The sequence below is a fragment of the Novosphingobium sp. KN65.2 genome, assembly GCF_001368935.1.
GTDB lineage: Bacteria > Pseudomonadota > Alphaproteobacteria > Sphingomonadales > Sphingomonadaceae > Novosphingobium > Novosphingobium mathurense.
In genome coordinates this window covers 52,886-74,551 of the sequence record NZ_CCBH010000144.1, presented here as the reverse complement: position 1 = coordinate 74,551, position 21,666 = coordinate 52,886, and the positions used below count along the sequence as shown (strand labels likewise).

Annotated in this window: 20 protein-coding genes; 15 read left to right on the top strand and 5 right to left on the bottom strand. The window is 63.2% G+C overall.

What is annotated here, in order from left to right; genetic code table 11:
* Positions 1-72 precede the first annotated feature (72 nt).
* The 14 genes from SPHV1_RS09485 (at position 73) to SPHV1_RS09420 (ending at position 13,272) form a co-directional block, all read left to right on the top strand.
* On the top strand, positions 73-570 hold the full coding sequence (locus SPHV1_RS09485) for a thioesterase family protein (protein WP_231634602.1): 498 nt from the start codon (positions 73-75) through the stop codon (positions 568-570).
* Positions 567-1,349 carry an enoyl-CoA hydratase/isomerase family protein gene (locus SPHV1_RS09480; RefSeq protein ID WP_054945792.1) on the top strand — a complete coding sequence of 261 codons (783 nt, stop codon included), beginning with the start codon at positions 567-569 and terminating at the stop codon, positions 1,347-1,349. Before SPHV1_RS09485 ends, SPHV1_RS09480 begins: the two co-directional genes overlap by 4 nt.
* 1 nt (position 1,350) lies before the next feature.
* Complete coding sequence (locus SPHV1_RS09475) at positions 1,351-2,223, top strand: xanthine dehydrogenase family protein subunit M (protein ID WP_054945791.1); 873 nt, start codon at positions 1,351-1,353, stop codon at positions 2,221-2,223.
* On the top strand, positions 2,220-2,702 hold the full coding sequence (locus SPHV1_RS09470; protein ID WP_054945790.1) for a (2Fe-2S)-binding protein: 483 nt from the start codon (positions 2,220-2,222) through the stop codon (positions 2,700-2,702). The genes SPHV1_RS09475 and SPHV1_RS09470 overlap by 4 nt, the downstream gene beginning before the upstream one ends.
* Positions 2,699-3,460: an N-acyl homoserine lactonase family protein gene (locus tag SPHV1_RS09465; protein ID WP_054945789.1), complete on the top strand. Its 762-nt coding sequence runs from the start codon at positions 2,699-2,701 to the stop codon at positions 3,458-3,460. Before SPHV1_RS09470 ends, SPHV1_RS09465 begins: the two co-directional genes overlap by 4 nt.
* The gene (locus SPHV1_RS09460; protein ID WP_054945788.1) at positions 3,457-5,850 is read left to right on the top strand and encodes a xanthine dehydrogenase family protein molybdopterin-binding subunit; all 2,394 of its coding nucleotides are present in this window, start codon (positions 3,457-3,459) and stop codon (positions 5,848-5,850) included. The genes SPHV1_RS09465 and SPHV1_RS09460 overlap by 4 nt, the downstream gene beginning before the upstream one ends.
* Before the next feature lies 1 nt (position 5,851).
* Complete coding sequence (locus SPHV1_RS09455; protein WP_054945787.1) at positions 5,852-6,610, top strand: SDR family NAD(P)-dependent oxidoreductase; 759 nt, start codon at positions 5,852-5,854, stop codon at positions 6,608-6,610.
* Between the two features lie 34 nt (positions 6,611-6,644).
* A complete protein-coding gene (bktB, locus tag SPHV1_RS09450; RefSeq protein ID WP_054945786.1) occupies positions 6,645-7,835 on the top strand; it encodes a beta-ketothiolase BktB in 1,191 nt (396 codons plus the stop codon).
* A gap of 173 nt (positions 7,836-8,008) precedes the next feature.
* Positions 8,009-8,917, top strand: a complete 909-nt coding sequence (locus tag SPHV1_RS09445; protein ID WP_197277693.1) for a helix-turn-helix domain-containing protein — start codon at positions 8,009-8,011, stop codon at positions 8,915-8,917.
* Positions 8,914-9,894: an XdhC family protein gene (locus SPHV1_RS09440; RefSeq protein WP_054945785.1), complete on the top strand. Its 981-nt coding sequence runs from the start codon at positions 8,914-8,916 to the stop codon at positions 9,892-9,894. The genes SPHV1_RS09445 and SPHV1_RS09440 overlap by 4 nt, the downstream gene beginning before the upstream one ends.
* 37 nt (positions 9,895-9,931) lie before the next feature.
* Positions 9,932-11,071: an acyl-CoA dehydrogenase family protein gene (locus SPHV1_RS09435; protein WP_054945784.1), complete on the top strand. Its 1,140-nt coding sequence runs from the start codon at positions 9,932-9,934 to the stop codon at positions 11,069-11,071.
* Between the two features lie 84 nt (positions 11,072-11,155).
* Positions 11,156-12,319 carry an acyl-CoA dehydrogenase family protein gene (locus SPHV1_RS09430; RefSeq protein WP_054945783.1) on the top strand — a complete coding sequence of 388 codons (1,164 nt, stop codon included), beginning with the start codon at positions 11,156-11,158 and terminating at the stop codon, positions 12,317-12,319.
* A gap of 21 nt (positions 12,320-12,340) precedes the next feature.
* Positions 12,341-12,787, top strand: a complete 447-nt coding sequence (locus SPHV1_RS09425) for a hypothetical protein (protein ID WP_231634607.1) — start codon at positions 12,341-12,343, stop codon at positions 12,785-12,787.
* On the top strand, positions 12,784-13,272 hold the full coding sequence (locus SPHV1_RS09420) for a MaoC family dehydratase (protein WP_082430938.1): 489 nt from the start codon (positions 12,784-12,786) through the stop codon (positions 13,270-13,272). Before SPHV1_RS09425 ends, SPHV1_RS09420 begins: the two co-directional genes overlap by 4 nt.
* A gap of 121 nt (positions 13,273-13,393) precedes the next feature.
* Here SPHV1_RS09420 and SPHV1_RS09415 read toward each other — a convergent pair whose 3' ends face one another.
* The gene (locus SPHV1_RS09415) at positions 13,394-14,296 is read right to left on the bottom strand and encodes a hypothetical protein (RefSeq protein ID WP_054945781.1); all 903 of its coding nucleotides are present in this window, start codon (positions 14,294-14,296) and stop codon (positions 13,394-13,396) included.
* A 32-nt stretch (positions 14,297-14,328) separates the two neighbouring features.
* Positions 14,329-14,868: a cupin domain-containing protein gene (locus SPHV1_RS09410; protein WP_054945780.1), complete on the bottom strand. Its 540-nt coding sequence runs from the start codon at positions 14,866-14,868 to the stop codon at positions 14,329-14,331.
* 258 nt (positions 14,869-15,126) lie between these two features.
* On the opposite strand from SPHV1_RS09410, the gene gorA reads away from it, so the two are divergent.
* Positions 15,127-16,470 carry a glutathione-disulfide reductase gene (gene gorA, locus SPHV1_RS09405; RefSeq protein WP_054945833.1) on the top strand — a complete coding sequence of 448 codons (1,344 nt, stop codon included), beginning with the start codon at positions 15,127-15,129 and terminating at the stop codon, positions 16,468-16,470.
* Between the two features lie 4 nt (positions 16,471-16,474).
* Here gorA and SPHV1_RS09400 read toward each other — a convergent pair whose 3' ends face one another.
* The 3 genes from SPHV1_RS09400 to SPHV1_RS09390 all read right to left on the bottom strand — a co-directional run bounded on the left by SPHV1_RS09400 (position 16,475) and on the right by SPHV1_RS09390 (position 21,595).
* Complete coding sequence (locus SPHV1_RS09400) at positions 16,475-17,725, bottom strand: MFS transporter (RefSeq protein WP_054945779.1); 1,251 nt, start codon at positions 17,723-17,725, stop codon at positions 16,475-16,477.
* Between the two features lie 59 nt (positions 17,726-17,784).
* Entirely contained in the window at positions 17,785-18,891 is a 1,107-nt protein-coding gene (locus SPHV1_RS09395; RefSeq protein ID WP_156367306.1) for a hypothetical protein, read from the bottom strand.
* A gap of 145 nt (positions 18,892-19,036) precedes the next feature.
* The gene (locus tag SPHV1_RS09390) at positions 19,037-21,595 is read right to left on the bottom strand and encodes a TonB-dependent receptor (RefSeq protein WP_054945777.1); all 2,559 of its coding nucleotides are present in this window, start codon (positions 21,593-21,595) and stop codon (positions 19,037-19,039) included.
* Positions 21,596-21,666 lie beyond the last annotated feature (71 nt).

The following is a 21,666-nucleotide window of genomic DNA, read 5'->3' as shown; positions in this document are numbered from 1 at the left end:
CGCGGCGATTTCTGTTGGCGCTTGACGATCCGTAGCACAGTCCACTAATGCAAGTCACTATGGCAATGAGCCATGAGCGTCGATTCCGGCGAAAAATGGGAAAGCGCAGCGATGTCGACCAAAGAGGATCAGCGAGCCAGCCGGGGCCAGCGCTACAGCTATGCCCAGTGGCTCTCCATTACGACGCGCTGGAAGGACAATGACGTCTACGGCCATGTGAACAATGTCGAATTTTACAGCTATTTCGACACGGCGGTGAACGCCATGCTGATCGAACGGGGCTTGCTCGACCCGCAGTCGAGTCCGGTCATCGGCCTGGTAGTGGAAACCGGCTGCCGCTACTTCGCGCCGATCAGCTTTCCCGAAACCATCGATGCGGGCGTCCGCGTGGCAAAGCTCGGATCATCGAGCGTCCGCTATGAAATCGGCCTGTTCAAGGCGGGCGAGCAGGAAGCCGTGGCAGAGGGTCATTTCGTCCATGTCTATGTCGACCGCGCCGGCCGCCGTCCCACGCCCCTGCCCGCGGAACTGCGCGGCTTCCTCGCCACGCTCGTGAAGGACGCGGCATGACCCCGGCGGACGGCATCCGCGTCGAGCGCGCGGACGGCATCGTCACCGTCCGACTCGACAAGCCGGAGCGGCACAATCCCATTTCCTTCGTCATGTGGCAGTCGCTGGAGGCGATCTTCCGCGATCTCGCCGCCGACCACAGCCTGCGCGGCGTCATCCTGACCGGCAGCGGCAAATCCTTTTCGGCGGGCGCCGACATAGCCGACTTCGATGAAACGCGCGGGACGCCCGAACAGGGCATCAATTACGAAGCCAGCGTGGATGCCGCCTGCGACGCAATTGCAGCACTTGGCGTGCCGGTCATCGCCGCAATCAGGGGCTATTGCTATGGCGGCGCCTGCAATCTGGCGATGGCCTGCGATTTCCGCTTCGTGTCGCCCGACGCGTGCTTTGCCATCCCCGCCGCGAAGCTTTCCATCGTCTATAGCGCGCGTGGCATGACGCGGCTGGTGTCGCTGGTCGGCGTCAGCGAGGCGAAGCGCATCTTCTTCACCGCCGATGCCTTCGATGCCGACCGGGCTATCGCCAACGGCTTCGCCGACGAGCTGTCCGACGATCCGATGGCGACGGGATCGGCCTGGTTCGAGGGTATCGCGCATCTCGCGCCGCTCTCAATCGCGGGCTCCAAAGCCATATTGAACATGGCGGCCATGACCGACAGGCCGTTCGACGCGGCTCTGGCGCATGACGTGACCTACCGTGCGCTCACCAGCGCAGACTATCGCGAAGGCCGAGCCGCCTTCGCAGAGAAGCGGCCGCCCCGCTTCACGGACGAATGACATGAAGCCCGTCGTCTTTGACTATGTCCGCGCGCACTCCGTCGATGAGGCGGTTGCAGCACTCGCCTCGTCAGGTGGCGAGGGCAAGGTGATCGCGGGCGGGCAGAGCCTGATGCCGATGATGAATTTCCGCATGGTCCGTCCGTCCCTGCTGGTCGACATCAACCGCATCCCCGGCCTCGACCAGATCGAGGAACGGGGCGAGCGGCTGCATGTCGGCGCGTTGGTGCGCCATCGCATGACCGCCAGCGATCCGGTCATCGGCCGCCATCTGCCGGTGCTGCATGCGGTGATGGAGAATGTCGCGCATCTCACCGTCCGCAATCGCGGCACTTTCTGCGGCAGCGCCTGCCACGCCGATCCGGCCGCCGAGATGCCGATGATGACGCTGCTACTGAACGGCGGGGTGCATATCGCCTCCCCGCGCGGCGAGCGGGTCGTTGCAGCGCGCGATTTCCTGCTCTCCTCGCTGACTACCGCGCTGGAGGGGGACGAGATGGTGACGGGGATTGCCCTCGACAAACTACCCCCCGGCACCGGCTGGGGTTTCGAGGAATTCGCCCGCCGCCATGGCGATTATGCGCTCGCCGCCGTGGTCGCGACCATGGAACGACGCGACGGACGCGCCCACCATGTGCGCGTCGCGGTGATGGGCGTGGGCGACACCGCCGCGCGCCTGCCCGGCGTCGAGACAGCGCTGGAGGGGCAGCGCGTGGACGAGGATGTGATCGGGGACGCCGTCGAAAAGCTGCGCGCCGAGATCGAGCCCAACAGCGACCTCAACGGATCGGCCGATTATCGCAGGCATCTGGCGGGCGTGCTCGCCGCGCGCGTGTTCCGGGCGGCATGGACGCGTGCGGAGGAGGCGGCATGAACGGCAAGGTCGACATCAGCGTCACTATCAACGGCGCATCCTACACCCGGTCGGTCGAACCGCGCATGCTGTTGAGCGATTTCCTGCGGCATGAGCTGGGGCTGACCGGCACCCACGTGGGCTGCGAACATGGCGTCTGCGGCGCCTGCACCATATTGCTCGACGGCCGCAGCGCGCGGTCCTGCCTGACGCTGGCGGTGCAGGTCGACGGGCAGGAGATCGAGACGGTGGAGGGCCAGGGCAGTCGCGAGGAGCTGGGCCGTGTCCAGACCGCCTTTCGCGACCATCACGGCCTGCAATGCGGTTTCTGTACGCCGGGTTTCATCATGACCATCACCGACATGCTGCGCCATCATCCACTGGAGACAGACGAACAGATCCGCGACGCGCTGTCGGGCAATATCTGCCGCTGCACCGGCTACCAACATATCGTCAACGCCGTGCGCGAACTGGCGAAAGAAAGAGGTCCCCTGCTATGAAGATGCATTTCCTGCCCGGCGGTCGGCTGCGCATGCGCCGGGGCGTCTATTATCCCGGCGCCACGCGCGAGGAGACGGTCGAACTTCCCGTCATCTGCACGCTGCTGAAGCATGATCAGGGCAATGTCCTGTTCGACACCGGATGCAGTCCCGACGCGGCGAACGATCCCGAAACGCGCTGGGGCGGCGTCGCCCGCGCCATGGTCCCGATCTACCGGCCCGAAGACACGCTGATCCATCATCTGGGCGAAACCGGCCTGGTTCCCGACGATATCGATGTCGTCATCTGCTCGCACTTCCACCCCGACCATTGCGGCTGCAACGAGCATTTCAGGCGCGCGACGATCATCTGCCACCGCGACGAACTGGCCGCAGCCCAGACCCAAGGCGTCGCCATGGGCTATCTGCCGCAGGAATGGGACCATGCGCAGCGCGGCTTCGACACGTTCGAAGGGCAGCGCGACCTGTTCGGCGACGGGCGCATCGTCCTGCTGCCGGTGGCCGGCCATACGCCCGGCATGATCGCGGCGCTGGTGGCGCTGGAAGAGAGTGGCGAATTTCTGCTCGCGTCCGACGCGGCGGCGGTCGCGGCCAATCTGGTCGAAGGCTATGCGCCCAAGAACAGCTGGGACATGGACAAAGCCAATGCCGCCCTCGCAGAGATCAAGGCCATCGGCGAACGCGGAACGAAAGTGATCTACGGCCATGACGACGCGCAGTGGCAGACGCTGCGCAAGGGAGCCGAGCATTACGCATGAGCGCAGCCGATCTCTCCGTCGAAATGCGGCCGGGCCTCGTCGGCAAGCGCGTCAAGCGCACCGAGGACCCCCGCCTTCTGTCGGGGAACGGCCAATATGTGGATGACATCAAGCTTCCCAATATGGCGCATGTCGCCATATTGCGCAGCGACCAGCCCCATGCCCTGATCCGCGACATCCGGGTCGAAGGCGCGATGGACGTGCCCGGCCTGATCGCCATCTTCGAAGCCGCCGACCTGGAAGGCGAGGTGAAACCCGCCATCCCCAGTTCCCGGATGAAGGGCTATTATGCCACGCCCTACTGGCCACTCGCGCGCGACAAGGTGCGCTATGTCGGGGAGCCCGTGCTCGCGGTGGTGGCGGAAAGCCGTTACGCCGCAGAGGATGCGCTGGCGCTGATCGAGGTCGATTATGAGCCCCTGCCCTTCGCCATCCGGCAGGTGGACGCGGTAGAGGACGGCGCCCCGCTGATCCATGAGGAAGCGGGCACCAACGTCATCATCGCCCGCGAATTCGGGCGCGGCGAGGTGGACGTCGTGTTCGCGAACGCACCCATCAAGGTCGGCGCGCAGTTCCGCATGACGCGCAAGACCGCGACGTCGATGGAAAATCGCTGCTACCTCGCCGATTATGACCGGCGGCGCATGGCGGTGACGCTCTGGACCAGCAGCAACATCCCCGGCATCGTCAAGGACGCTCTTGCTGACAGCCTCTCGCTCCCCGGCGCCCGCCTGCGCGTGATCGCGCCCGATGTGGGCGGCAGCTTCGGCGGAAAGGGCTCTCTCTATCATGAGGAAATGCTGGTCTGCGCGCTCGCCCGCAAGCTGGAACGGCCGGTCAAGTTCACCGGCGACCGGCTGGAGGAACTGACCGCGTCCAGCCAGGCATTCGACGAGTTGATCGACGCCGAACTGGCCGTCGATGAGGAAGGCCGCTTCCTCGCCCTGCGCGCCGAGGTCATCGGCGATATCGGCGCCTATTCCATTTATCCCTGGACCGCCGGGCTGGAGCCGGTGCAGGTCGTCAGTTTCCTGCCCGGCCCTTACCGCATCGAACATTATCGCGGGCGGGTACGCGGCGTGCTGACGCCCAAGCCGCCGACCGGCCCCTATCGCGGCGTCGGCCGCCCCTCCTCCACCTTCGCGATGGAGCGGCTGGTCGACATGGCCGCGCGCAAGCTCGGCATGGACGCCGCCGAAATCCGCCGCCGCAACCTGATCGACGGCGACGAATTTCCCTACCGCACGGGCTCGGGCATCATTTGGGACAAGTCGGCCTTCATGGAGTGTCTAGAGTCCGCCTGCACCCATCTCGACTATCCCGCGCTGATCGAACTGCAAAAGAAGGCGCGCACCGAGGGCCGCTGGATCGGCATCGGCCTCTCCTGCTATGCGGAGCTGACCGGCATCGGGTCGCGCATCGCGGTCGCGCCGGGCATGCCGATCAACACCGGCACCGAAACCGGCACCATCACCATCGATTCCACTGGCTCCGTGATCGCCGCCTTTGGCATCGCCTCCCACGGGCAGGGCCTGGAAACCACGCTGGCGCAGATCATCGCCGACGAACTGGGCTGCGCGCTGGAGGATATCGAGATCAGGCAGGGCGACAGTTCGCTCGTGCCGATGAGCACCGGCACCTATGCCAGCCGGTCGGCGGTGATCGCGGGCGGCGTCGCGACCAAGACCGCGCGCGTCGTCAAGACCAAGGTGCTGCGCGCCGCGTCCCTGCTGATGGACGTGCCGGTGGACAATCTGGAGGCTTCGGGCGGCATCATCCGCGCCCGTTCGTCCAACGCGGCCATGACCTTCAAGGAACTGGCCAACGCCGTCTACATGCAGATGGGCCGCATACCACACGACAAGCGGGAGGATTTGACCGGTTCCGAATCCTACGACCCCTATCTCGGCACCGCCTGCTCCTCCTGCCATGTCGCAGTGGTGGAGGTGGACCCCGAAACCTATGGCGTGCGCGTCACCGACTATGTCGTCGCGGAGGATTGCGGACGGATCATCAACCCGATGATTGTCGACGGCCAGGTCCATGGCGCCGTCGCGCAGGGGATCGGCGCGGCGCTGCTCGAAGAAATCCATTATGACGATGACGGCCAGTTGGTGACGGCCAGCCTCGCCGACTATCTGCTGCCGCTCGCGACCGACGTGCCCGACATCGGCATCGTCCATATCGAGGCGGACCTGCCCAACAATGTCGGCGGCTTCCGCGGCATGGGCGAAGGCGGCACGATTGGTGCGCCAGCGGCTATCGCCAACGCCATATCCGACGCGCTTTCGCCGCTCGGCATCGAAATCCAGACCCTGCCCGCAACCCCCGACCGGCTGTTCCGGCTGGTCGAACGAAGCCGGGCCACGCATCAACAGGAAGGACAATGACATGACGGGACAGCTTGCAGGAAAGGTCGCTCTGGTCACGGGCGCGGCGCGCGACGTGGGGCGGCAGATCGCCCTCGCCCTCGCGGCGGAAGGAGCAGCGGTCGCGGTCAACTACCAGTCGAGCGGTGACGCGGCCGAAGGCGTCGTCAAGGATATCGAAGCCGCAGGCGGCAAGGCCAAGGCATGGAAGGCCGATGTCGGCAGCTCGGCCGACACCAAGGCGATGGTCGACGATGTCGTCAAGACCTTCGGAGGCATCGACATCGTCGTCAACAATGCCGGCGTCGCCCAGCGCGCGCGCTTCCTCGAAACCACCGACGAACAGTGGCAGCGTCATATCGACATCGGCGTGCTGGCGACGGTCTACACCTCGCGCGCGGCGCTGCCCTATATGGTCGACGCGGGCAAGGGCGGACGCATCATCTCGCTGGGCGGTGATAGCTCGCGCGTGGGCGAGGCGAACTTGTCGATGGCGGCGGCGGCCCGCGCAGGAACCATCGCGCTCATCAAGTCGCTGGCAAAGGAATTCGGCCGCTACGACATCACCTGCAACGCCATCACGCTGGGCATGATCCAATCGGCCCACTCCGACCCCAAATGGCTGGAGGAAATGATGCCCAAGATGGTGAAGAACTATCCGCTGAAGCGCATCGGCCAGCCGGGCGACGTGGCGCCGATGGTCGCCTTCCTCGCGTCGGAAGGCGCTAGCTGGATCACGGGCCAGACCTTCAGTATCAACGGCGGTTTCGCGATGGTCTGACGGCCATCGGCGCACTGAAACTATCGAGGATCTTATGACGCCGATCTACATCATCTCCGCCGTGCGGACCGCCATTGGCGATTTCGGCGGCAGCCTCAAGGATATTCCGCCCGCCCAATTGGGCGCGGCGGTGATCGCCGAAGCGTTGAAACGCGGCAACGCCTCACCCGACCAGGTCGGGCATGTGGTCATGGGCAATGTCATCCCCAGCACGGCGAAGGACGCCTATCTGGCTCGCGTGGCGGCGATCAACGCGGGCCTTCCGGTCGAAGTGCCCGCGCTGACGCTCAACCGCCTCTGCGGATCGGGGCTCCAGGCGATCATCTCAGCCGCGCAGATGCTGACAACGGGCGATTGCGACATCGCCGTCGCGGGCGGCGCGGAATCCATGTCCCGCTCGCCCCATATCGTCAGCGCGGCGCGCTTCGGTCAGAAGATGGGCGATGTGCAGATGACGGACGCCCTGCTGACGGTACTCAGCGACCCGTTCGAGGGTATGCACATGGGCATCACCGCCGAAAATGTCGCCAGCGACCATGGCATCAGCCGGGAAAGGCAGGATGAACTGGCGGCGGAAAGCCACCGTCGCGCCGCTTTTGCGCAGTCGGAAGGCCGCTTCGCCGAGCAGATCCTGCCCATTGAGGTCAAGGCGAAGAAGGGCACGCGCCTGTTCGACACCGACGAACATGTTCGCGCCGAAACGGACGTGGCCGGCCTCGGGACGCTGCGCCCCGTCTTCAAGAATGAAGGCAGCGTCACTGCGGGCAATGCGTCGGGCATCAATGACGGCGCGGCGGCGGTGCTGCTGGCGTCGGAGGCGGGTGTCGCGCGCGCCGGCCTCAAGCCCTGGGCGCGGATCATCGGCTGGGGCCATGCCGGAGTGCAGCCCGACCGCATGGGCATCGGCCCGATCAAGGCGGTTCCGATCGCGCTGGAAAAGGCTGGCCTCTCTATCGACCAGATCGACGTGATCGAATCCAACGAAGCCTTCGCGGCGCAGGCCTGCGCGGTGGCTGACGTGCTGGCCTTCCCCCCGGAAAAGGTCAACCCGAACGGTTCGGGCATCTCGCTCGGCCATCCGGTCGGCGCGACCGGCGCGATCCTGACCGTCAAGGCGCTCTACGAGCTGGAGCGCATCGGCGGCCGCTATGCGCTCATGACCATGTGCATCGGCGGCGGCCAGGGCATCGCGATGGTGATCGAAAGGCTCGATCGGAAAGGTTGACCCGAGTTGCGCAGACTGATCAGCCCGCACATATAGCGTTTGCGCGAATGATGGGGGGCAGTGCCGTCGATCTTGATGGTACGTCCCCCCCATCCCGCGCCGGAAACGAGGTGAAGTCATTGTCCGCGTCCCAGCTTGTCCGCAATTGTTCCGTCGCCCGGACAATCGACATATTGTCGGACGCCTGGTCCTTTCTGGTGCTGCGCGAATTCTATATGGGCGCGCGCCGCTTCGACCAGATCCAGACGGTCCTTCACTGCCCCCGCAGCACGCTGAGCGACCGGCTGACTCGCCTCATCGACGCCGGGATATTAGATCGCGTGACGACACCCGGCGGCCGCCCCGAATATCGGCTGACGGAGCGGGGCCTCGATCTCTATCTGGTCATGCTGGCGCTGCTCCGCTTCGGCGACGATCATCTGGCTGGCGAGGACGCGCCGCCGCTGCGGCTGCATCACATCAAATGCGGCCATGACTTCCGGCCGCAGACGGTCTGCTCCGAATGCAAGGAGCCCGTCACCGCGCTTGAGGTCAGTTATCGCGACGGCCCCGGGGCAGGCCAATCGCCCTCGCCCGATCTACCCCAGCGCCGCCGGTCGAGCAAGGCCGGCGCGTTCGAGCGCGGCCGGCCTTCATCCGTGTCGCGCACCGTCGCCATCCTCGCCGATCGCTGGTCCTTCCTCATCCTGCGCGAATCTTTTTTCGGTGTTAAACGCTATGATCAATTTCAGGAAGCATTGGCGATCGCGCCCAATATTCTTGCCAACCGGCTCAATACTCTGGTCGCCACGGGCATATTGGCCAAACATCCCTATCAGACCAATCCGCCCCGTTTCGAATATCGGCTGACGTCGACCGGCCTCGACCTCTATCTGCCGCTCATCCAGATGCTGCGCTGGGGCGACCGGTGGATGGACGGGCCCCCGCCGCTCATCCTCACCCACCGCGCCTGCGGCCGCGATTTCCAGCCGCTGCTGGTCTGCGACCATTGCCACGAACCGATCACCCCGCGCGACGTGCGCTATCGCCTCGCCTATCAGCCGCCCGAAGGCGCCGTCGGCCGCGCCCTCATTCCGTCATGATCGACGCGGCGCCGTATAGACTCGCGGCGGACACCGACGCTCTGCGCGCCGCAGCCTTCGAAGGGGCGGTGCTCTGCACGCTGGTGGGGGTGGAAGGCGGATTTTCCCGCAGCGTCGGCGCGCAGTTCGCGGTGCGGCCGGACGGCTCCACCGTGGGCGACATGACGGGCGGATGCCTCGAAGCGGCGCTCATTACGGAGGCACAGGATGCTCGCGCGACCGGTCGGGCACGCGGCGTGCGATACGGCCTCGGCTCGCCCTTCATCGACATCCGCCTGCCCTGCGGCGGCGGTGTCGACTGCTTCATCGATCCCGTTCCCGACCGCGCGCTCCTCGCCGATGCGCTCAGCCGGCTGGATGGGCGCGCGCCCGTGGCCCTGTCTTTCGCGACGGAAGAGGGCAAGGCGAACTATCGGCTGGAAGCAGCGCCGCCCGGCTGCGTCTCCGGCTTCGGGAAAGATCGCGTCCGCTTCACCCGCATCTTCCATCCGCGCCTGCGCCTGCTGCTGCTGGGCATCGGCCCGGAAATGTACGCGGTCACCCGCTATGCCCAGGTCCATGGATGTCAGGTGGAAACATTCTGGCCGGCGGGGCGGCAGGGAATGCCGCCCCACGCCCAGCCGCTATGGCTGGGAAGCCCGCCCGACCTCTCCGTCGATCCCTGGACCGCGATCATCCTCCTCTTCCACGAACATGAGTGGGAATCCGGCATCCTGCCCTGGGCGCTTGCATCCGACGCCTTTTTCGTCGGCGCCATGGGTGGCGCGCGCACGTCTGAACGGCGCCAGGTGGAATTGCGGCGGCTGGGTATCAGCGAAGCGGACATGGCGCGCGTGTATGGGCCGATCGGACTCATCCCCCATGTGAAGGATGCACGCACCCCGGGGCCTCTCCATTCTGGCGCAAGTCGTCGAACATTATCTCGATCAGATAGTCCCCGCCGAGAGATAGGGCCGTCCACCCCTCCCCCTGAATAGATGTTTCCCCAGGGGACATCGAGAAACAGGGGTAGCCATGTCACAATTTGACCTGAACGACGGACAGCTTGCCATCCGGGAAATGGCCCGTCGGTTCACGGCGGACGCGATCACGCCGCATGCGGGCGCGTGGGATGAAAAGCATGTCTTCCCGCGCGACACGATCCGCGCGGCAGGCGCGCTGGGCTTCGGCGGCATCTATGTGTCGGAGGAAGCGGGCGGCATCGGCCTCGGGAGGTTGGAATCGGCGCTGATCATGGAGGCGCTGGCCTATGGCTGCCCGTCGACCAGCGCCTTCATCTCGATCCACAACATGTCGGCCTGGATGATCGACCGCTTCGGCGGTCAGGCGGTGAAGGACAAATATCTCCGCGCGCTGGTGCCGATGGAGCATGTGGCGAGCTATTGCCTGACCGAAGCGGGCTCCGGCTCGGATGCGGCAGCGCTTAAGACCAAGGCGGTGCGCGATGGCGATCATTATGTCGTCACCGGCTCCAAGCAGTTCATCTCGGGCGGCGGGGAGAGCGAAGTCTATGTCACCATGGTCCGCACCGGCGGCGAGGAGCCCAAGGGCATCAGCTGCCTCGTCATCGAGCGGGATATGCCCGGCGTCAGTTTCGGCGTGCAGGAACGCAAGCTCGGCTGGCACTCGCAGCCGACCGCGCAGGTCAATTTCGACGGCGTGCGCGTGCCGGTGGAAAATCTCGTCGGCGCCGAGGGCGAAGGCTTCCGCATCGCGATGATGGGGCTGGACGGCGGGCGACTCAACATCGGTGCCTGCTCGCTGGGCGGGGCGCAGCGCTGCATCGACGAAGCGGTCCAATATACGAAGGACCGCAAGCAGTTCGGCCAGTCAATCGCCGATTTTCAGAACACCCAGTTCATGCTGGCCGACATGCAGACCGAGCTGGAGGCAGCGCGCGCCCTGCTCTATGCCGCCGCCGTAAAAGTGACGGAAGACGCGCCCGACAAGACGCGCTTCGCCGCCATGGCCAAGCGCTTCGCCACCGACACGGGGTCTTCGGTGGTCGACCGCGCGCTCCAGCTGCATGGCGGCTATGGCTATCTGATGGACTATCCGATCGAGCGTTTCTGGCGCGACCTGCGCGTCCATTCCATCCTGGAAGGCACCAACCAGGTCATGCGCATGATCGTTGCGCGCGACATGTTGCGCTGATTGCATCGCCCGACTTCCGATAGGTTGTCGCGACGCGCTTTGCGCCGATGGTAGGCAACACACAAAAGCCATGATGAGACGACAATGGATTTCTCGCTGACGGAAGAACAGGAAGCGTTCCGCGACGTGGTGCGGCGCTGGGTCGATGCTGAAGCACCCAAGGACCTCATGCGCCAGTTGGAGGCGGACGAGGAAAATTATCCCTTCCCGCTGTGGGACAAGCTGAAGGCACAGGGCTTCTTCGGGATCGGCATCCCGGAAGAATTTGGCGGCTTGGGCGGCGACGTCATGACGCAGATGATCTTCGCCCGTGAACTGGCCCGCACCGCCGGCGGCCTCATCTGGACCTGGGGCGTTACTTCATTCGCCGGCGCCAAATCGGTCGGCCTCTATGGCACGCCCGAACAGAAGGAACGCTGGCTGCGCCCCATGGCGGAGGGCAATCTGCGCGTCGCCATCTCCGTGACGGAACCCGATGGCGGCACTGACGTGCTGGGCGCGATGAAGACCAACGCGGTCAAGGTCGAGGGCGGCTGGAAGGTCAACGGCGCCAAGATGTGGACTACCGGCGCCAAGGTCGCCGACCGGCTCCTGCTGCTCGCCCGCACCGACAAGGATGTGGAAAAGCGGCATCAGGGCCTGACCTTGTTCTTCGCCGACGCCAAGTCACCGGGCATCACCGCCTCGCTCCTGCCTAAGCTCGGCATGCGGGCCATGGGGTCCTGCTCGGTCACTTTCGACGATGTGTTCATCCCCGATGAAGACGTGCTCGGCACGCCCGGCAACGCCTGGTACATGATGCTGCCGACGCTGAATAACGAGCGGATCATGGTCGGCGCGCAGTGCCTGGGCGCCATGGACGGCATTTTGGAGGACGCGCTCGCCTATGTGAAGGAGCGCAAGGCGTTCGGCGGCATCATCGGCCGTTTCCAGATCCTCCAGCATTATATCGCTGACATCGCGACCTGGCAGAAGACGACGGAACTGCTGCTCTATTACGTCGCCAGCCTGCAAGCGGCCGGAAAACAATGCGGCGTGGAGGCCAATATGCTGAAGATGGTGGCGACGGAAAATGCCGTGAAGGCGGCGGATCTGGGCATTCAGATCATGGGCGGCATGGGCTATTCGGCAGAAACCGACATGCAACGCTACTGGCGCGACCATCGCATCCTTCGCATGACGCCCATTTCCAATGAGATGGTACGCAATTCGATCGCCGAAAGCCTCGGTTTGCCGCGCTCCTTCTGAGGGAGATAAGCCTTGCCCGATATGGACGTTTTGCCGCCGCCTCCCGAGGTCGCCGGCCTCCGGCTGGACGGCACGGACGCCTATGTCATCTCAGCCCAGGAGAATGAGGTCCTGTGCCGATCGACGGGGATAGCACCCGCGGACGACGGCACAGCACACCCGATTTATTATTATGTCGCGACGCAGGTGGCCATGGGCAAGACCGTGGCCGGACTCTGTGCTGCCTGCGACTTCGATGTCGACGATGGCCCGATGATGGGGAGCAGCGAGGTGCGCTTTTCCACGCCGTTGCAAACCGGGCTGCCCTATACCGTCTCGGGCGAGATACTGAGTCTGGAGCGCAAGCGCAGTCGCAAACTCGGCGTCATGGATGTGCTCACCTATAGATTGCGCCTCCATGGACCGGAGGGCGGCGCGGCGCTGGAAACCGACAATGTTTGGGTGCTTCCAAGGAGGGAACTGGCATGACCTATGCGGTGGGCGACGAACTGCCACCTTTCATCATAGATCACGTCGATCCCGATGCGATGAAGCAATGGGCCATCTTTCTGGCGGATCCGAACCAAATCCATCTCGACGTCGAGTTCGTGAAGGCCAAGGGACTAGGCGACAGGGTCATCAACCAGGGGCCCATCAACATTGCCTATATGATGAACTGCCTGTTGTCAGCGTTCCCCGGCGGGCAGATCGCCAACATGACGTCGCGTTTCCTCGACAATGTCTATGGTGGGGAAAGGATCGTCGCCAGGGCAACTGTCGATGGGGTAGAGGACGGCAAGGTGACCTGCTCCGTCAGGCTGGAAAGCGAGGATCGCGGGATGGTCAATTCGGCAACTGCGACCATTGTCGTGCCGCCTTCCCAATCGAGCGCTGAATCCGCAGAGCAGGTCGGCAACCAAGCGCCGAACAGCCCCCTATCCTGGATGACATGGTTGCTCTATCCAAAGGCATGAGTTGTCGGGAACACCCTTTCTGTACAATGTGACCGCGTGGTCGAAACACCCGCGCTATTCTGGCTAGAAACGGGATCGGCTCGGATCATCCGTGCCGATCCGGTCGCTGCTACCGCTCCGTTCAGTCCCAATGTTCCAGAAGGTCGCCGATCGCCTCTTCAACGATATACATGCCGTCAATCCCTGCCATATAGCCGGTGCCGAGCGTCACAGCGTTGATGACATGGTCGCGGGTCATGCCCCATGCCTTGCCGAGCAGAGTCGCCTCCCGGATGCCGTCGCGGAAGCCCCGGTTCATGTTGTAGTGGATGAGGATATAGGGGACCATCTGCTTGGGCAGCGCGCCGGTCGCCAGCGCGCCTTCGAACTTGCCGCGATGCTGCTTGACGAAGCCTGGATTATATTTGGCCAGCGTCGAAATCGACTTGGGTACATAGCCGATGGTGTCGGTATACCATTGGTCGAGCGATTCCCGCTCCGCCTTGGTCAGTTCCGGATTGTCGAAATCGAGCCCGCTGCGGAAGGCCGCAGCGTCGGGCGCCCAGCCCTCGGGCCACTGGATCGCATGCGCCGGTTCGCGATAGCTCGCCATATAGTCGAAGGCCTGATTATACACCTCGTTGAAGCCGCAGGGCCCCGAGTGCATGAAGGCCAGGCCGAAAATCTCGTTCACCTGCGCCTTGCTCGCGCCCATTTCTTGGCAGCCCATCACTTCGTGCAGGACGCCGCCCGGCACACGGTTGCACGCATACCAGTGCAGCATGGTCAGCATCGTGATCCCCATCGGAATCTCGCCATTGGCGGGCACCGCGTGGAGGAACTGCATCTGCCGCATGTGATATTTCAACATGTCCGGCCGGTTCTGGATCAGGAAGCTGTAGGCAGTTAGCGGATAGGCCATCTTGCCCGGCCGCCATGCCATCTTGTCCGCCCAGAATTCTGCCTTTTCCTGATCGGTCGTCTCATGGACATTGGTGAGGTTGAGGCCCCGCGTGTAGGCGAAGCCATATCCGTTATCCGACATTGCTCATCTCCATTTCCGCCGCTGCGAGCGGTTCAACCCTTGCGCGACGTGCCCAGCACCACGAAGCAGATCATGCACGGTTCGCTGCCGCGATTTTCCCACGCATGCTTGGCGCCATTCTGGACCATCACATCGCCGCGCCGCAGAGTCACCTCGCTGCCGTCCCCCTGGATCAGCGTGATCTCTCCGGAAAAGACGAAGCCCAGGTCGACCGAGTCCGTCGAGTGCATGCCGACGTCGAAATCATGCTCGCCGCCCGAGGTGACGGCCGCCTGCAGTCGCTGATATTCCGGATCGGGGGCGATGGCGGGAAATTCCACGCCCTTGACGCCGAAGCCGGGCGGGAAGGTCACCATATTGGCGCGCATGCCGCCGGCTTCCGGAAAGATGCTGCGCGGCTGATAGGGGCCTTCCGGGCTGAACGGCAGCGTCGGCAGTTCCTCCCACCCCCACATGCCATACCATTTCGCGCCGCCGCCCATTTCCATCGGCGCAACTTCTTCGACATGGGTATAGATATGGCGATCATCGCCCGTCTGGCCGGTGACGACGCGTCTTACTGGCGGAAGCATGTTGATCCTCTCTCCCTTATTTCATCAAGATAAGGCGATTAGCCCCCTCGCCCGGCTTAATCCAGACAGGCGGCGGCATCGGCCTTCTTCGAAGCAGGAGTTTCGGCAACGGCAGGGTCCACGCCACCTATCTAAAGTCCGGTCGCGCGGTGCGGACTGACGCGGTTGATCGCATTGCTATCCTTCCCTTCGGCAGGTCCGGGGCGGAGGTTCCTCGCTGAGAGACCGCTCCGAAACACTATGAACGGAGCCGCCGCCATGCGCTATGATTTCGACCTCTTTGTTATCGGCGCCGGATCGGGCGGCGTTCGGGCGGCGCGGATCGCGGCGAGCCATGGCGCCAGCGTCGCCATCGCGGAGGAATATCGCGTCGGGGGAACCTGCGTCATTCGCGGCTGCGTCCCCAAGAAGTTGCTCGTCTATGGCGCCCATTTCGCCGAGGATCTGAAGGACGCGCGCCGTTTCGGCTGGAACGTGCCTGACTGCGATTTCGACTGGACGGTGCTGCGCGACAATGTGCTGGCCGATGTCGACCGGTTGGAGGGCATGTATGGCAGTACGCTGGAAAGCCACAAGGTCCGGCTGTTCCGGGAACGGGCGACAATCACTGGCGCCCATTCGATAACGCTCGCCAGCGGCCGGACCATCACGGCGAAATATATTCTCATCGCTACCGGCGCTTGGCCGATGGTCCCGGAGATTGAGGGCGCGGAGCATGGTATCACCTCCAACGAGGTCTTCCATCTGGACGAATGCCCAAGGCGCGTCGTGATCGCGGGCGGCGGCTATATCGCCAATGAATTTGCGGGCATCTTCAACGAATTTGGCGCCCATGTGACGCTGGTCAACCGATCGGACCAGATGCTGCGCGGCTATGACGCGCAAATTCGCGACCGGCTGCTCCAGATCAGCCTCAGCAAGGGCATCAACTTCCGCTTCAACGCCCCGCTGGAACGGGTGGAAAAGCAGGAGAATGGCACGCTGCGCGTCCATATCAGGGATGGCGATCCCATCGATTGCGACCTGCTGATCTTCGCGACCGGACGCAGGCCCAAGAGCGACGAGCTAGGGCTGGAGGATGTCGGCGTCGAGATGGACGGAAAGGGCGCGATCAGGGTCGATGACCATAGCCGCACCAGCGTCGAGAGCATCTACGCCGTGGGCGATGTGACCGACCGGGTGCAACTGACCCCCGTCGCCATTCGCGAAGGCCATGTCTTTGCCGATACCGTCTTCGGCGGCAACCCGCGCACGGTCGATTATGGCTGCATCCCTTCGGCGGTGTTCAGCCATCCTCCTATCGCCGCCGTTGGCATGACAGAGGCGGAGGCGCGCGACAGGCTAGGCGCGGTCAAGGTCTACACGTCGGATTTCCGGGCGATGAAGAATGTACTCGCCGGGCGGGACGAGCGCGCGCTCTACAAGATGGTGGTCGATGCGGCGACCGAGCGCGTCGTCGGCCTGCACATGATTGGCCCCGACGCGCCGGAGATATTGCAGGCGGCCGCCGTCGCGGTAAAGGCAGGACTTACCAAACAGGCCTTTGACGACACCGTCGCGCTTCATCCCAGCATGGCCGAGGAGCTGGTGTTGCTGAAATGAAAGTTCAGGTCGGGCTGGCGTCGATGCCGACATTTCCTTGCGGATAGCGGCCCAGGAACAGGATGCTGAACCCGCCGAAGGCGAACAGGCCAAGCGCGACCTGAAAGCTCGCCGTATAGGAACCGCTGATCTGCGATAGATAAGCAAAGGATATCGGGCCAAGGCCCGCGCCCAGCGCGACGCCCGTATAAAGCAGCCCGTAGATCCGCCCATAGTTGCGCAGCCCGAAATAGCGCGCCGCGAAATAGGCGAGCAGGTCCAGTTCCGCGCCCGCCGCCGCGCCAACCAGCACCGATGCCAGCATCGCCGTCGCATAGCTCGGCTCGCCCATCAATATCAGGCAGGCGATGACCGGAGAGGTCAGCGTGACGGCGGCGACGCCCGGCCCCCAGAAACGGTCCAGCAGCCAGCCGATCCCCAAGCGCGCGATGATGAGTGAGACACCATAGCCGCTCTGTATCGATGCCGCGACCGCGGGCGTGAAGCCCTTGTCGGTCAGCGCCGGAATGAGGTTAGGCACGATGCCCGTGATCCCGATATACATCGTCAGGATCGACGCCAGGAGCAGCCAGAAACGATAGGAGCAAACGGCCTCGCGCAAGGTGAAGCCCGTCAGCGTCCGCTCGTCGACCGCCGCCGCGCTGCCCGGCGAGGACTGGCCGGGGAAGAAGAAAAACGCCGCCAGCGTCAGGGCGATCATGGGCAGCAGGGCCAGCGCCATGTAGCCCACGCGCCAGCCGTAATTTTCCACGACATAGACCGTATAGGGCGGCACGAAAATCGCCGCCATGCCTGTTCCGGACAGGGTCAATGCCAGCGCAAGTCCCCGGCGCTCATGGAAATGGCTCGCAACGGCGCGGGTCCAGCTTACTGGGCCGCTCCCTGCTCCAAGCAGTGCGACAGCCGCGTAAGCGAGGTAGAAATAGCCGAGCGAACCTCCCGAGGCGCCCGCCATCAAATATCCGACGGCGACGCCGACAAGTCCCCATAGCGCGATCTTCCGGCCGCCATAACGGTCGATCATATAGCCTACGACCGGGGCGAAGAAGCCGCCTAGGCCCACGCCAAAGGCTATCGCCCCCTGAACCTGCGTGCGCGTCCATCCGAATTCCCGCCCCAGCGGATCAATGAACGCGCCGATCGAATAAGTGACGAAGCCGATCGATCCGAAACCGACGCCAAAGGCGCTCGCCAGGATCAGTCGCCAGCCAAGGGAAAATTCTCCGTCCGCCTTTCCGACCGGGGATTCATTCATGACAGACCCTTCTGACGATGCAGCTCCATTGACGGCATAGGTGCAGACGGATCTGAAATCTACTCATGTCCCGTCCGGCCCGCACCGACATCGATCCAGCCGGGGCAGCTTTTCAGTGCAGCGGCGGGTGCGCGCCATATGCGCGGGGCGCGGCTTGAACCGAACCACAGCAGCTCTCCGACCTGGGTGGCGGTCGTCGTCACGGTGGGACCAAGCGACAGCGTGCAGGTAACTGTGAGCGAGGTCGGATCGATGCGTGCGACATAGCCAGTGAACCGGCATGTGGGACTGTTCGATCCGGGACAGGATCGCATGATATCGGCGGGCTTGCCGTCCAGCCCGCCGACCAGGATCGCGCCGTCTTTCGCCACGCTGAGATTGTCCGCACCGAACGTCACCCCAACCTCGCGCCGCGCCGGAATCTTGCCGGGCGTCAGCTCTATCACCTTGCGCGTCGGGAAGGAGGAGACATAGATCTTCCCCCCATCGGGCGCGATCGCGATGCCCGTCGGCACCTCCGCCGCGCTGCCCGGCAGGCTCGTCCAACCGGCCGAAGCAGTCCAGTAGCGGACGTCGCCGGTTCGCGGCATGCCGTTCACCAGGGGCGTCACCGTCGCATAGATCCGTCCGTCACGGGTCCAGGCCACGCCATTACCCACCGTCCCGGCAGGCGCCGCAATACAGTCCTTCCATCTGAGCTTCGGCGCGGCGCCAACTGCGGGGGGTAGCTCGATATCGAATATCTCGATCGATTCCCGACCGCCATGGTTGACCACATATAGCTCGCCGCCGCGATCGGACGTCGGCCGATAGGAAATGCCGTGACCGGAAAATTCGCCGGACGCAAGTTCAGCCGGACAGGCTGATCGGGCGGCGCTGGAGGCCCGTAGCGGCGATGCTGCCGGAGAAGTGGCGCCATTGTCGGGATAAAGCTGCTCGAACCGCGCCGTTGCGGTTTCCACGGCATAGAGGGCCGGTTTGACGTCGTCGGAACTCATGCTGCTGGCGATCAGCCATCGCCCACCCGGCAGGACGGCCATATCCTCCACATTGGGCAGCGCGATCGGCTCCGCAGCTTCAAACGGAGATGGCCGGCCCGAAGCGGATTGCGCCGGAAGAAGCGAGACGGCCAACCCGGCCAGCACGGTCACAATTCTCGTCTTCAAATCGCCTCTCCACAAATAGTTGTGCCGGATTGAAACGGGGCGGCCGCCGGACCGGCTCGAACAGAAAAATGGAAGGGCGCACACGCTTTGGAAATGTGCGCCCTTCCTCCATTCAGGATCGACTCCGACCTGAGCCGGACCAGTCTTACCCGCCGAAATTATACCGCAGACGCAGACCATACATGCGCGGCGGAAGATAGCCCGAATGGACCGCACCACCGGAGAAGGCGTAAGGGAACTGGTTCGGGATCTTGATCACCTCCTTCGTCAGGTTGGTGACGAAGAGCGAAAGGTTGATCGGCGTGCCGGCCACTTCTTTCCAGTCAAGGTTCAAGTTGACCAGATTGTTGGACGGCGTGATCCCGACTGGATAACCGCTCACATATCGCGGATCGCTATAGTTGGTCACGACCGTCGACGTATAGGTCCAGGTCGCTCCGACCGACAGTGAGCCCAGGCTTTCATCCAGCGGTAGCGTGTAATTTGCGTCGACGCTCAGCTTATGCTTGGGCGTATCCAGGAAGCCAGTTCCCTGGGCGACTTGCGGGTTGACCGATCCGAAAGGCGTCCCGACCAGTTGGGCAGCCAATTCCGACGGAGAGTCGATCTTCACGATCTTGGTGTTCAGATAGGCATAGCTGGCCGACAGGCGAAGCCGATCGAAGAATAACAGGGATGTATCGACTTCCACGCCGTAGGACCGCGCTTTACCCGCGTTCAGGATTGCCGAAGCGCCGCTGATACCGGCTTGCTGGGACGCCGCCGTGGGGATCAACTGTGCCAGCACCTGGACATCCGACAGCTTGTTATAAAAGCCGGCGACATTGAAATAGCCCTTAATCCCGCCATTGAAGCTGAACTTGGCGCCGGCTTCATAGCTATCCATGCTTTCCGGACCCCAGGTCTCAAAGCCCACGGAATTGAAGTTGATGCCACCTTGGCGGTAACCGCGCGCATATTTTCCATAGAGCAGCAGATCAGGAATCGGCTTGTAGTCGAAATCGATGACCCAGGTCGGCTTGTCCGATTTATTCTCACGATGCGTTGAACATTGGCTCGGCGTCTGAACGACCTTGCCCGGATAGGTCACAGTGTCCGTGCAGGTCCGGCGGATCGATTTGCCGGTGCGCGGATCGATGTATGAACCCGGCGCCGTCGAGAACGAAATACGCGTTCCCTGCCCGGTCCCCACGATCTTATCGAAGGTCCAACGCGCACCTGCCGTCAAGGATAGCTGGTCGGAGAACTTATAGGTGCCCTGTCCGTAAATGCCATGATTATCAAAGGCCATCTTCGTTCGCGCCTCGGAGAAGTTTCCGAAACCCAGAGGATTGGTGCAGTTGAAATTCTCACCATCGGCACAGTTCAGGAAGTTGGGCGAAATCGTGTTGCTGAACCCGATCGGTCGGCTGAACTCAAGATATCCACCCAGAACATAATTGATGCGGTCATCTGCGCTCTTGCCCTGGAGCTGCAATTCCTCCGTAACTGTGGACTCCGCGGCGGCATAGCTGCCCTTACCCGCCCCGTTGGTAGCGAAAAGAATATAGGGCTGACCTGCCGGGATAAAATTACCGAAAAGGGTAAAGCCCCCGCTGTTATTCTGATTCGGCGTGGTGAAGTTGGTGGATAGATAAGCGAGATTCATCCTCTCACGAAATTCGCCATAGCTGGCGATATTCTTGAGCGTGATCGTATCGCTTGCGTGCCAGGTGGTTGTGTTGATGATCTGCCACTGCTCAAGATGCTCGAAAGGATTGACCAGGCTATTTTCGACATCGTAGGGACCATCGCCTCGTGCTGTCTGCCGCGTAAGCTGATCCTGGCAGGATAACGACTGCAAGAGGTTCGTGCCGGTGCCACCCACATTGCAGTTGTTTATGTGGGAAGCATAACCATGGGTGCGCGACCGGCTGTAGTGCGCAATCATGTAGTTTTCGAGGTTCGGCGTGAGATCGGCAACAACACTGAGCCGCCCGTAGAAATAATTGACGTCGTTGAAGTCCCGTGCGCCAACGGGCGCATGGTTCTTCATATAGCCGTCGCGCGAATTTCGCTCTACCGTCAAACGAACCTTGAAGGTATCGGCGAGCGGGACGTTGAGCGCACCGGTCAGGCGGACCTGATCATAATTGCCGTAAGTCCCCTCGGCAAAACCCTCGAACTTGTCGGTGGGTTTTTGCGGCGTCAGCAGGATGGCACCGCCGGTCGTGTTGCGGCCGAACAGCGTGCCCTGTGGTCCCTTGAGGATCTGCACATTGGCCAGATCGCTGAAGGCACCGGCGCCGACCGTATTGCCGGACGTCGTCCCGCCCTGGGCGCGCACACCGACGACTTCGGCGAAGTACATGCCCACCGTGGGAGCCGTATTGTTGGTCTGATTGAAGCCGCGGATGGCGAAAGATGCCTTTTCCGGGCCGTAGCGCTGGTTGACGCTGAGCGAAGGGGTGTAAGTCGCCAAGTCCGTGGCAACGGCAACATTTCGCTTCGTCAGATCTTCCTGATTAAAAACACTGATCGAGATCGGAACATCTTGAAGCCGTTCTTCGGACCGACGAGCAGTCACGATTATGTCGCCTGCGGATGCAGCAGGCGCGTCTTCCGCCGTTTGCGCCTCGGCGGTTGCGGAAAGCGCGAACAGTGCACTTCCGGCCAGAAATGTGCCTCGCAGAAGGCCGACTCGGGCTTGCTCCTTAAACGTCATGGCTTCCTCTCCCCTGGTAAAATGCATTGTACTTCATGTGCTGTTTAATGGCTTGGGGGACTATGCATCTC